12 protein-coding genes are annotated in these 12,565 nt (G+C 44.4%); all 12 read left to right on the top strand.

Annotation, left to right across the window (positions count from 1 at the left end; all coding sequences use genetic code 11):
* Positions 1-31 precede the first annotated feature (31 nt).
* A complete protein-coding gene (gene hfq, locus L5M40_RS05175; RefSeq protein ID WP_006084207.1) occupies positions 32-304 on the top strand; it encodes an RNA chaperone Hfq in 273 nt (90 codons plus the stop codon).
* 23 nt (positions 305-327) lie between these two features.
* On the top strand, positions 328-1,635 hold the full coding sequence (hflX, locus tag L5M40_RS05170) for a ribosome rescue GTPase HflX (protein WP_028761769.1): 1,308 nt from the start codon (positions 328-330) through the stop codon (positions 1,633-1,635).
* Between the two features lie 36 nt (positions 1,636-1,671).
* Positions 1,672-2,811 carry an FtsH protease activity modulator HflK gene (gene hflK / locus L5M40_RS05165; RefSeq protein WP_263145520.1) on the top strand — a complete coding sequence of 380 codons (1,140 nt, stop codon included), beginning with the start codon at positions 1,672-1,674 and terminating at the stop codon, positions 2,809-2,811.
* A 3-nt stretch (positions 2,812-2,814) separates the two neighbouring features.
* Positions 2,815-3,708 carry a protease modulator HflC gene (hflC, locus tag L5M40_RS05160; protein WP_113939145.1) on the top strand — a complete coding sequence of 298 codons (894 nt, stop codon included), beginning with the start codon at positions 2,815-2,817 and terminating at the stop codon, positions 3,706-3,708.
* A 370-nt stretch (positions 3,709-4,078) separates the two neighbouring features.
* Positions 4,079-4,669: a ubiquinol-cytochrome c reductase iron-sulfur subunit gene (gene petA, locus L5M40_RS05155; protein WP_006080059.1), complete on the top strand. Its 591-nt coding sequence runs from the start codon at positions 4,079-4,081 to the stop codon at positions 4,667-4,669.
* The gene (locus L5M40_RS05150; RefSeq protein ID WP_105250274.1) at positions 4,669-5,883 is read left to right on the top strand and encodes a cytochrome b; all 1,215 of its coding nucleotides are present in this window, start codon (positions 4,669-4,671) and stop codon (positions 5,881-5,883) included. The genes petA and L5M40_RS05150 overlap by 1 nt, the downstream gene beginning before the upstream one ends.
* A complete protein-coding gene (locus L5M40_RS05145; RefSeq protein ID WP_263256346.1) occupies positions 5,883-6,581 on the top strand; it encodes a cytochrome c1 in 699 nt (232 codons plus the stop codon). Before L5M40_RS05150 ends, L5M40_RS05145 begins: the two co-directional genes overlap by 1 nt.
* Positions 6,582-6,677: 96 nt before the next feature.
* The gene (sspA, locus tag L5M40_RS05140) at positions 6,678-7,307 is read left to right on the top strand and encodes a stringent starvation protein SspA (RefSeq protein ID WP_006080065.1); all 630 of its coding nucleotides are present in this window, start codon (positions 6,678-6,680) and stop codon (positions 7,305-7,307) included.
* Positions 7,307-7,744 (top strand): ClpXP protease specificity-enhancing factor, encoded by a 438-nt coding sequence (locus tag L5M40_RS05135; RefSeq protein ID WP_105250272.1) that lies wholly within the window; start codon positions 7,307-7,309, stop codon positions 7,742-7,744. The genes sspA and L5M40_RS05135 overlap by 1 nt, the downstream gene beginning before the upstream one ends.
* A gap of 178 nt (positions 7,745-7,922) precedes the next feature.
* Positions 7,923-8,507, top strand: a complete 585-nt coding sequence (locus tag L5M40_RS05130) for an anthranilate synthase component II (protein WP_263145522.1) — start codon at positions 7,923-7,925, stop codon at positions 8,505-8,507.
* Positions 8,508-8,686: 179 nt separating this feature from the next.
* Positions 8,687-11,167: a prolyl oligopeptidase family serine peptidase gene (locus tag L5M40_RS05125; protein ID WP_263256345.1), complete on the top strand. Its 2,481-nt coding sequence runs from the start codon at positions 8,687-8,689 to the stop codon at positions 11,165-11,167.
* A 205-nt stretch (positions 11,168-11,372) separates the two neighbouring features.
* Positions 11,373-12,518, top strand: coding sequence for an HDOD domain-containing protein (locus L5M40_RS05120; protein WP_263256343.1), 1,146 nt, complete (start codon positions 11,373-11,375; stop codon positions 12,516-12,518).
* The last annotated feature ends 47 nt before the right edge of the window (positions 12,519-12,565 follow it).

Below are 12,565 nucleotides of genomic sequence, written 5' to 3'. Positions count from 1 at the left end.
ATTTTATATAAATTAAAAAGGAAATAATAAAATGGCTAAGGGGCAATCTTTACAAGACCCATTTTTGAACGCATTGCGTCGCGAGCGCGTTCCTGTATCAATTTACTTGGTTAACGGCATTAAACTCCAAGGACAGGTAGAGTCGTTTGATCAATTTGTCATTCTGTTGAAAAATACAGTGAGCCAAATGGTTTATAAACACGCTATTTCTACTGTCGTGCCAGCACGCCCATTCAACGTTACTGGTCACCAAAATGCCCAAGGCGGATATGGTGCTCAAGATGATGCGCCTAGTGGCGAATAAGTATTATCTGAGGAGTTTGCTTCTTGTTTGATCGTTATGAGGCGGGAGAAACTGCGGTTCTTGTCCATATCGACTTTTCCGATGAGGAACGCCGAGAAGATTTAGTCGAGCTGCAGCTATTAGTAGAATCAGCTGGGGCAAGATCAGTCGGGGTGATTACTGGAAGTCGACGTTCACCGGATCGCAAATTTTTTGTGGGTTCTGGTAAAGCCGAAGAGTTAGCTGCATTAGTGGCGGCGACTGAAGCCAATGTGGTGATTTTTAATCATGCATTGAGTCCAGCCCAAGAGCGTAATCTTGAGCAAGTGTGTCAGTGTCGAGTGCTTGACCGTACGACACTTATTCTCGATATTTTTGCCCAAAGAGCGCGAACTCACGAAGGTAAGTTACAGGTGGAGCTAGCGCAATTGCGCCATATGTCGACTCGCCTGATCCGTGGTTGGACGCATCTTGAAAGGCAAAAGGGCGGTATTGGTTTACGTGGTCCAGGGGAAACCCAGCTCGAAACCGATAGACGTTTGCTCAGAGGACGGATTAAAAATATCAACAAACGCTTAGAGCGAGTTGATAAGCAACGTGAACAGAGTCGACGTGCACGTAAGCGTAGTGATTTGTCGACAGTTTCATTAGTCGGCTACACAAACGCGGGTAAATCAACGCTGTTTAATGCCCTAACATCATCTGATGTTTATGCTGCAGATCAGCTATTTGCCACACTCGATCCTACGCTAAGAAAGTTAGATTTACCTGATGGTGCCGTGATATTAGCGGATACTGTAGGGTTTATTCGTCATTTGCCCCATGATCTCGTTGCTGCATTTAAGGCAACCTTACAAGAGACAAGGCAAGCTGAGTTATTACTACACATAGTTGATTGTGCAGATGAAAACATGGCGGATAATTTTGATCAGGTTCAATCTGTACTGAAAGACATCCAAGCCGATGAAGTCATGCAACTCGTGGTCTGTAACAAAATCGATTTACTCGAAGATGTGACGCCAAGAATTGAATATAACGACATAGGCAAACCCGTTCGAGTTTGGGTTTCAGCACAGAAGCGTTTAGGATTTGATTTGCTATTGAAAGCCATCACTGAGCTTATTGGTGAGGTGATTAAAGAGCTAACACTTAGAATTCCGGCAACTGCTGGACATTATCTTGGCCAGTTTTATCGACTGGATGCGATACAGCAGAAAGAGTACGACGATCTGGGGAACTGTATTTTGTCTGTTCGTTTATCGGACGCCGATTGGCGCCGATTAACAAAACAGAGTCAGGGTGAGTTAGAAACCTTCATCTTCGAAGATTCGATAGATGAAGCTGTTTGTTAATAATCTAATTTATTTCATCCACTTATGGAGTGCTAAATGGCTTGGAACGAGCCCGGTAACAAGGGTAATGATCCTTGGGGAAATAAAGGTGGTAACGACAAAGGACCACCGGACCTTGACGAGGTTTTTCGTAATCTTTCAAAGCGCTTTGGCGGCAAAGGAAATGGCTCAGGCCAGTCTTTTAGTTCGTTTAGCCTAATCATCATTCTTGCTGTTGCTGTAGTTGTTTGGGGACTTTCGGGTTTTTATACAATTAAAGAAGCTGAGCGTGGTGTGGCACTGCGATTTGGTAAACACGCTGGCGAAATTGGCCCTGGACTTCATTGGAAAGCCACATTTATCGACCAAATTTATCCCGTCGACATTCAATCGGTTCGCTCTATTCCTGCGTCTGGTAGCATGCTGACATCCGATGAAAACGTCGTGAAAGTTGAGCTTGATGTTCAGTATCGTATTTTAGATGCTTACTCATATCTATTTAGTGCCGTCGATGCGAACGCCAGTTTGCGTGAAGCGACTGACAGTGCACTGCGTTATGTCATTGGACATAACAAGATGGATGATATTCTGACTACGGGCCGTGATGCTATTCGTCGCGATACGTGGAAAGAGTTAGAGCGCATTCTTGAACCGTACAAATTGGGTCTTGCTGTTGTTGACGTTAACTTCTTACCGGCACGTCCGCCAGAAGAAGTGAAAGACGCCTTCGATGATGCGATTTCTGCCCAAGAAGATGAACAACGTTTTATTCGTGAAGCTGAAGCTTATGCCCGTGAAATTGAACCAAAAGCTCGTGGTGAAGTTGAACGTATGGCGCAACAAGCTAATGCTTACAAAGAGCGTGAAGTCTTAGAAGCTCGCGGTAAAGTGGCTCGTTTTGAGTTGTTATTACCAGAGTATCAAGCTGCGCCTGAAGTGACTCGTAAGCGTTTGTATATTGATACAATGCAGCAAGTGATGACAGATACGAATAAAGTGCTGATTGATGCTAAGAACAACGGCAACTTAATGTACCTACCGCTAGATAAGTTAATTCAGCAGAAGCCTGCGACAAATGAGCTGGAAGCTAAGCCACAGCAAAATGTTAATTCTTCATCTGTATCAACGACTCGCGCGAATGAGCCTTTGAGTGGACGTCCATCCCGCGATGATCGTACTCGCCAAGGGAGGGAGTAATCCATGGGTAGATTAAGCGTTATTCTTATCGCCGTGCTCTTAGGTATTGGTTTGTCATCTTTAATGGTGGTGAATGAAGGCGAGCGCGCTATTGTGGCGCGTTTCGGTGAAATTTTAAAAGACGACGTTGACGGTAAGCAAGTCACCCGCGTCTACGGCCCAGGCCTGCACATGAAAGTGCCTGTGATCGATAAAGTAAAATTACTCGATGCTCGTATTCAAACACTTGATGGTGCAGCTGATCGTTTTGTAACTTCAGAGAAGAAAGACCTTATGGTCGATTCCTATGTGAAGTGGCGCATTATGGATTTCGAAAAATATTACCTGTCTACAAACGGTGGTATTAAGTCGAATGCAGAATCGCTATTACAACGTAAGATCAACAACGATTTACGCACAGAGTTTGGTCGTCGCACTATTAGAGAGATTGTTTCTGGTAAGCGTGATGAACTGCAAAATGATGCGTTATCCAATGCCTCAGAAAGTGCAAAAGACTTAGGTATTGAAGTTGTTGATGTGCGTGTAAAGCAAATCAATCTACCGGCTAACGTCAGTAACAGTATTTACCAGCGTATGCGTGCAGAGCGTCAAGCTGTGGCAAAAGAGCATAGAGCGCAAGGTAAAGAACAGTCTGAAATTATTCGTGCAACGATAGATGCCAATGTGACGGTGAAGATTGCCGAAGCTGAACGTAAAGCCTTAACCATTCGAGGTGAAGGGGATGCGTTAGCAGCGAAGATATATTCTGATGCTTACAACAAAGATGCTGAGTTCTTCGGTTTTGTTCGTAGCTTAGAGGCTTATCGAGCCAGCTTCTCAGGCAAGTCCGATATTATGGTGTTAGAGCCTGATAGCGAGTTCTTCAAGTATATGAAGAGCACTGCACCCAAGAAGTAATGCATTAAAAGTATTGATTTAATAGGTCCTGTTACTCAGGGCCTATTTTTTTATCTGGCGATTGTTAACTTAGTTTGAAAAGTCTGGGCTAATTTATATTAGCGATGCATGCTTTATGCCGATATCACAGACAAGAAGCTTAAAATATGATCCAAATGAATTAAAATGGGTTAATAGTTGGGTCTTTTTTAGGCTTTTTTTAAAAAACACGCAATCTCCCTAACTTACTTGCGTGTTTTCACTATGATCTGCTTCTAATTTTTAGCTATAATGAGCCCCGCTTCAAACTTCGATTTTTGACCCTAGTGATGACTAAGGGCTGAAAGTCTTTGAAATATAAAAATTCCAACACCCTCTGGGAGATAAGTGGATGAGCAATGCGCCAGTCGATACCGGACGTCGCAGATTCCTGACAGCCGCAACCGCCGTAGTAGGTGGTGCTGGTGCCGTCGCTGTAGCGGTTCCTTTCATCAAGTCATGGAATCCGAGTGCCAAAGCGAAAGCTGCAGGTGCACCGGTCGAAGTAAATATCAGTAAAGTAGAGCCAGGTCAGCTGATCCGTGTTGAGTGGCGTGGAAAACCTGTATGGGTTGTCCGTCGCACAGATGCTGTGATCAATGAACTGCCAACACATGATGATAAGTTAAGAGATCCTGCTTCTGCTGAGATGCAGCAGCCTGATTATGCAACAAATCCTTTGCGCTCAATCAAGCCAGAGTATTTTATTGCTGTCGGTATTTGTACCCACCTCGGATGTTCACCTACTTATTTGCCAGATTCATTTGGTGAGCAAGTTGAAGGTGTCACTTCTGGTTTCTTCTGTCCATGTCATGGCTCTAAGTTCGATATGGCTGGTCGCGTTTTCCAAGGCGTACCTGCTCCATTGAACCTAGTTATCCCTCCACATCAATACGTTGATGATGGCACCGTGATTATCGGTGTAGATAAAGGAGTGGCGTAATGGTTAAGAATTTAATTAATTGGATTGATGCGCGTATCCCAATGACGGCGACTTATAACCGTCACGTGGGCCAGTACGCTACGCCAACTAACTTTAACTTTTGGTATTTTTTCGGTTCGCTAGCGATGTTGGTATTGGTTAACCAATTACTGACAGGTATCTGGTTGACGATGAACTATGTACCAACAGCAGAAGGCGCATTTGCCTCTGTTGAATACATAATGCGTGATGTTGAATACGGTTGGTTGCTGCGTTATATGCACTCAACGGGTGCATCAGCCTTCTTCGTCGTGATCTATCTGCACATGTTCCGTGGTTTAATTTACGGTTCATATCAGAAACCTAGAGAACTACTGTGGCTGTTCGGTATGTTAATTTTCCTCGTGTTGATGGCCGAAGCCTTTATGGGTTATTTGCTGCCATGGGGTCAAATGTCATATTGGGGTGCGCAGGTAATTATCTCTCTGTTCGGTGCGATTCCAGTTATTGGTGACGACTTAACCCTGTGGATCCGTGGTGACTACGTGATCTCTGGCGCAACGCTGAACCGTTTCTTTGCGCTGCACGTTATTGCTCTGCCGCTAGTATTAGTCGTACTCGTGTTTTTACACTTAATTGCGCTGCATGAAGTGGGTTCTAACAACCCTGACGGTATCGAAATTAAGAAGAACAAAGACGAAAATGGCTGGCCAGTTGACGGTATTCCATTCCACCCATATTACACTGTAAAAGACATCATGGGCGTCGCGGGCTTCCTGATAGTGTTCTGCTATGTGTTGTTCTTTATTCCTGAAGGCGGTGGTTACTTCCTTGAAAAGCCAAACTTTGAAGCGGCTAACTCGATGAAGACACCTGAACACATTGCACCCGTTTGGTACTTCACTCCTTTTTACGCCATTTTACGTGCTGTGCCTGATAAATTGGGTGGCGTGATAATGATGGGTCTGTCGATTGCAGTACTGTTCGTATTGCCTTGGTTAGATCGCTGTAAAGTGAAGTCAGTTCGCTACCGTAGTACGCTACATAAGCTGAACATTGCTCAATTTGCTATATCTTTCATAGTATTGGGTTATTTAGGGGTAGTGCCTGCCACGCCGACGCTGACGATAGTTGCACAGGTGTTTACTTTCACTTACTTTGGTTTCTTTGTAGCGCTGTGGGTATACAGCAAGAATGAAAAAACTAAACCTGTTCCAGCGAGGTTGACACACTAATGAAAAAATTATTGATTGCATTAGTTACCTTGTTGCCGACGTTGGCTATGGCCGCGAGCGGACATAAAATTCATTTAGAAGATGCCAATGTTGATCTGCATGATAAAGCTTCTTTAGAGCGTGGTGTGGACCTGTTCCAACATTACTGTTCTGGTTGCCATAGCACTCAGTATCAACGTTATGAACGTGTAGCGACCGATATCGGTATCTCTGCGGATGATATGCGTAATAAGTATATGTTCACCGATGCTAAAATTGGTGAGTTGATGCAAAACGCTATTCCACCTAAAGATGCTGCTAAATGGTTTGGTGCTACACCGCCAGACTTAACTTTAGTTGCTCGTGTGCGTGGTGAAGATTGGGTTTATTCCTATCTGAAAGGCTTCTATAAAGATCCAAGTCGCCCATTTGGTGTGAATAACACAGTATTCCCATCTGTTGGTATGCCACATGTACTCGAAGAGTTACAAGGCACACCAGTTAAACAAGAAGATGGCACTATTGTGGTGACTGGCGGTAAATTGAATGCGGAAGAATACGACCAAGCAGTACATGATATCACTGGCTTCTTAGTTTATTCGGCTGAACCTGTTAAGCTAGAGCGTCAAGCTATGGGCTGGTGGGTACTCGGATTCCTATTTATATTCTTTATTGTGGCCTACCTCTTGAAGAAAGAGTATTGGAAAGATGTACACTAGGCACCAATAACGGGTAAAATGTAATATCCGCATAGTGTAAACGGGGGGCTTTGCCCCTCGTTTACTTTTGTTTTATTTCGATTCTGGAGGGTATCAATGGCTGTTGCTGCCAACAAACGCTCTATCATGACACTGTTTTCAGGTGCTGATGATCTGTATAGCCATCAAGTACGTATCGTGTTAGCTGAGAAAGGGGTTACTGTTGATGTTTTACAGGTCGACCCTAACGAAATGCCTGAGGATTTGCTCGAAGTAAATCCATATAACTCAGTGCCAACTTTGGTAGACCGTGAACTCGTTTTATACGAATCACGTATTATCATGGAATATTTGGATGAGCGTTTTCCTCATCCGCCTTTGATGCCAGTTTATCCAGTGTCTCGCGGCCAAAGCCGTTTGATGATGCACCGCATCGATACTGACTGGTATTCGCTCGTTGACCGTATCCGTAAAGGTGATCGTGTTGAAGCGGCTCGTAAAGAGTTGACTGAAAGCCTGATCGCAATTGCGCCTATCTTCGGTGAAGTGCCTTACTTCATGAGCGAAGAATTTGGTCTAGCGGATTGCTACCTTGGCCCATTGTTGTGGCGCTTACCTGTATTAGGTATTGAGCTAGATAGCCGTGTAGCTAAAGATATCAAAGCGTATATGACACGTATTTTTGAGCGTGAATCGTTTAAAGCTTCTTTAACTGAAGCCGAACGCGAAATGCGCATGGGTATGTAATGAAACCTTTGACTCCAAATCGTCCTTATTTACTAAGGGCTTACTATGATTGGTTGATGGACAACCAATTGACTCCTCACGTTGTGGTTGATGCCTTTGTTGAAGGCACTCAAGTACCACAGCAATACGTGAAGGATGGCCAGATAGTGTTGAATATCGCTGCTGGCGCAGTGGGCAATTTGCAAATTAGCAATGAGTGTGTGGAGTTCAATGCGCGTTTTGGTGGTGTTCCTCAGCAGGTGATGTTGCCAATGGCGTCGATTGTCGCTATTTATGCCCGTGAAAACGGTGCTGGCACTGTCTTCGATATCGAAGATGCTTACCTGATGGACGATGAAGTCGATTCATCTTTATCTGTTGTTGAAACAACAGATAAAGCGTTTGAACCGACAGATGAGCCTCCTAAGCGTCGCAGTCATTTAACTGTGGTTAAATAACTGTGGTGAAATGCCCAAGTCGTTTAAAAACTAAGCCAGTCTAATGACTGGCTTTTTTGTCGCTGTATTTTATCGCCGTAATTGCTTAAACCTTAAGTACAAGGTGTGATAGCATTTGCGCCCGCATTCATCCGTTAGATATGCGTTACCTTTACCCATTTAGACCAATGGATCTTGTATGTTGCTAATGATCGATAATTACGACTCTTTCACCTTTAACTTAGTGCAGTATTTTCAGCAGCTAGGGCAAGAGATAGTAGTTAAACGTAATGATGAAATTAGCCTAGCCGACATAGAGGCACTTGCGCCTACTCATCTGGTGATTTCGCCCGGCCCTTGCACTCCCAATGAGGCGGGAATTTCCCTTGCGGCGATTGAGCATTTTGCTGCGCGCATGCCAATCTTAGGTGTCTGTTTGGGACATCAGGCGATGGCACAGGTTTTTGGTGCCAATGTAGTGCGTGCCGAACGGGTAATGCATGGCAAGGTCAGTGCAATTACGCACACTGGACAGCGGTTATTTAAGGGATTAAATCAGCCTTTAACCGTGACACGTTATCACTCGTTACTGGTTGATGCTGTGCCTGAAGGTTTTGTACTCGATGCTTGGTTTGACGATGCAATTCACGGCCGAGAAATCATGGCCATGAGCCATCAAGACTTACCGCTTTATGGGGTGCAATTTCATCCCGAATCAATTCTTACTGAGCAAGGTCTCGAACTGTTAGCCAATTTTTTAGCGCAACCGGCTGTGTCCGTATAATTTCCTCGCCTTAAAAACTCTCCACACTATCAATTTCTGTTACAAGATTTATCCTTCTTTTAAGCAAGTTTAGCGATTAACTATGCTATAACTGCCGCAAAACTACGCGAATAGGCGAAACCAGCAGATAAGTAGACTGGGTCATTTAGCCATTGCGATAACAATAAAAGGAAGGATAAATGAGAAGCGTAATGCGAAATTTGGGTTTTAGTGCGTTAGCGGTTGCCGTATTGGCAGGGTGCGCAGCGACATCGACTGAAACTGCAACTCCCGTAATAGCTCCGCCAGCATTCCAAGTTCCCTTAGCCCAACCGCCACAAGTTTCACAGGCGCTTACGCTTAATCAAATTATGGCAAATCCTGATTGGATGGGGATCTTTGCCAAAGAGGCTTACTGGAGCGACGATAGCCAAAGCGTGCTGTTTGCCCGCCAAGCGAGTGCTTCACCTCTGCGTAGCTATTATCAGCAAGGCATCAATGACAGCCGCGCCGTCGAGCTAGCTCTCGATAAGTTACATGCGGCAGATCAGCAGTTTGGCGTGTTTGATCGCACTAAGTCCCACAAGGCTTACCTATATCAAGGCAACATTTTTGTTAAGCAATTAAGCACGGGTAAAATCAGCCAACTGACTCGCCAGCGTAGCGCCATCGATGGTGTGCGTTATCTCAATAATGGCGATATCGCCTATTGGCAGGGCGACAATGTTTTCCAAATTCATCAAGATTCAGGCTTAGTCGAGCAACTTGCTGAAATTAAAATGGCGAAAGCACCAGAAGCGGTAAAAGAGCCGACGTCTTATATTGCGAAACAACAGCACAGATTGATTCAGTATGTAGCGCTGCAGCAAGAAAATGCTAAAGCTAAAGCGCAGTACCAAGATGAATTACAAAAAAACGATCCAACGCTCGCCGCCAGCACTTGGTATTTAGGCGATAGCGAAGTGGTGTCAGAGCTGAGTTTATCACCCGATGGCCGCTATATTTTAGTCGCGCTTACAGATAAAAATTACACAGGTAGCAGCGAACACGACATCATGCCTAATTACTTAGGTAGCGAAGGTTATATCGACCCAGTGCCAGTGCGCGCGCGCGTGGCTGAAGATACGCCACCAGGGCAACGTTTTGTGGTGCTTGATTTAAACCAACATAAAAAAGTCGATATCACAATCGAGGGCCTTACTGGTTTTGATGAAGATGTGCTAGCCAAAGTGAAAGCTGAAAATGCTAAAGCAAAAGGCGAAACTTATCAAAGCACTAAATCGCCACGTAAAATTCAGTTGATGCAGGATTGGGGCTGGACTCAGAGTGCGATTCAATGGCATGAGTCGGAAAATAAATTAGCCCTGATGCTAGAAGCAACTGATAACAAAGATCGCTGGATCGCCAGTGTCGATCTTGCTAAGGGTAAATTCATTACCGAACATCGTTTGCATGATGATGCATGGGTGAATTACGACTACAACCAATTCGGTTGGTTACCGGATACGGATACCTTGTATTACTTGTCAGAAGAGTCCGGTTATTCGCAGCTTTATATTAAAGCTCAAGGCGAAAAGCCGCGTGCGTTAACCCAAGGCAAGTTTGTAGTGAGTGATATTACGCTGTCACCGGATGCCAATTACATCTATTACAAAGCGAACCAGAGTCACCCCGGCATTTATAACGTTCACCGCGTGAATCTTGCCACCGGTAAAAATGAGCAACTAACTCAGTGGGATGGAAACTTAGATTACAGCTTAAGCCCCGATGGCACTCAGCTATTACTCAATGCCTCACGCCGCACACAGCCTAATGAGCTTTATGTTCAACCCATTGGCGGCGAGTTAAAGCAGCTGACGTCTTATACCAGTGATGCCTTCAAAAATTACCCATGGCAAGCGCCAGAAGTGGTAGCAGTAACTTCAAATCATAGTGCTGGCAATGTGTACGCTCGAGTTTATCTGCCGCAAGGCTATGATAAGTCGCGCGCTGAGAAATATCCTGCGGTTATTTTCAATCACGGCGCAGGTTATCTGCAGAATGCCGATTATGGTTTTAGCGGTTATTTTCGCGAGTTTATGTTCCACAACCTGCTGACTCAACAAGGTTATGTTGTGATGGACATGGATTACCGTGGCTCTAAAGGTTACGGCCGAGATTGGCGCACTGCTATTTATCGCAATATGGGTCATCCAGAAGTGGAAGACTTAAAGGATGGCGTGACGTGGATGGCTGCTCATACCCATGTCGATACTAAGCGTGTCGGGACTTATGGTGGCTCTTACGGTGGATTCTTAACCTTTATGTCTTTGTTTATCGCGCCGGACTTGTTCCAAGCTGGAGCGGCATTGCGTCCTGTGGCGGACTGGGCACATTATAATGCGCCATATACCTCTAATATCTTAAATACGCCTGAAGTTGATCCTATCGCCTATGAGCGCAGCTCTCCTATTGAGCATGCCCAAGGATTAACTAAACCACTACTTATAATGAGTGGCGTAATGGACGACAACGTTTTCTTCCAAGACAGTGTACGTATGGTACAGCGCCTCATTGAACTGGAAAAACCAACCTTTGAAATGGCGATTTATCCTGTCGAGCCCCATGGTTTCCGTCAACCTTCTAGCTGGTTAGATGAATACCGCCGCATCTATAAGTTATTTGAACAAGAACTCAAATAATTCAGTTCGATTTCTTTAAAAGGTCTCCTAGTCGAGGCCTTTTTATTGGGTAACTGACTAGGAAATATCCGATATAACTCTTTGTTTGCGTTCTGCGACTTTGCATTATTGCTAAGATTAAGTGTATGTGCTGAAATTGTAATGATTTTGAGAGTTTGATTGTGTTGACGTCACTCGGGCATTAGCGATATAGGAAAGATTTATAGTGGCGATTTCGGTTGCGGGCGGTGTAAGACCCGGCAAAATTATAGAGATAGAACATAGACTCTATCAACAATTGATCCTCGGAAAGCAAAAAGCGAGCCCGACTCTTTTGGATGAACTCGACCTTGAATTAGAGGCCGATGCAAATAAGTTAGATGTTGAACGCGAAGCGATTTTGGTGCGTTTGATGAAACAAATTAAAGCTAAAGAAGTGTTTGAAGCCGTATCGAGCCAGTTGCATGAAACTGTCATTAACGCCATCGAGCATCAACTCGCGTCCCCTGAATCTGTTCTGGCTAAGTCAGATATCAATGAGTCGCAAATCCTCTTGCTGGAATTATTGCTGGCAAAAAATCTCGATGCAACGCGATTAAGACCACTGATCAGTAACTTAAGTTGGTTGTGCCGCGACTTAACCAACATGGTCAACAGCCCATCTTTTCGCGCTCGCCGGTCTCAGAGCTCAGATGTGCGGGTCACTGATATCAAATTAGTGATGAATTACATCGGTATCGAAAATCTTCGCACTATTATCCCTTACTTTTGTTTGCGAAATTGGCTTCCTAGTGGCAATGCTAAGTTGTTATGGACTACCCGTAAATTATGGCGCTACAGCATAGTTAGTGGCATAGCGGCAAATGCTTTAGCTCAGCTTCATAATATTGACTCAGCCTTGGTTTATAGTAGTGCCTTACTTAATCAGTTAGGCACATCCGTTGTATTGAGTTTAAGTGCCCGTTTATTCGACCAAACATGGGGATCTTGGATAAGAGAAGCCAGTAGCAGCCGTGATAAGGAAGTGTATGATGCGGTGATTGCCACTGAGTTTCCTGCTAAGGCCGTGTTTGAACAAGTGTTAAGCCATGGCCTTAAACTTAATTGGCAATTATTAGAGTTACTTAAGTTTGAAGCGAGTCCCTTAACTCGGTTGTTAAAGGAGTTAGACCAAACCTTAAGTTATCGAGAATTGTCGCCTCAGTCGGCATTAGTCGCGCGGGCAAACTGTTATGCTAAGGTGGTATTACTCGAAGAAATGCGTCAAATCGATCCCCAAGAAAAGCGCTTAATGTTTGATTATTATGAGTTAACTGAGCAAGAAGTACTGCGCTTAAAAGCACAAAACTATAGGAAGTTAGATCTGCTGTAATCCTCGGTCTGCTACGTAGCGCCATGATTGCGGCGTTTAAGTAGAGG

Source organism: Shewanella sp. SM68, assembly GCF_025653925.1.
Lineage (GTDB): Bacteria > Pseudomonadota > Gammaproteobacteria > Enterobacterales > Shewanellaceae > Shewanella > Shewanella oncorhynchi.
Note: the sequence above shows the minus strand (reverse complement) of the source record. Positions and strands in the feature narration are given on the sequence as shown.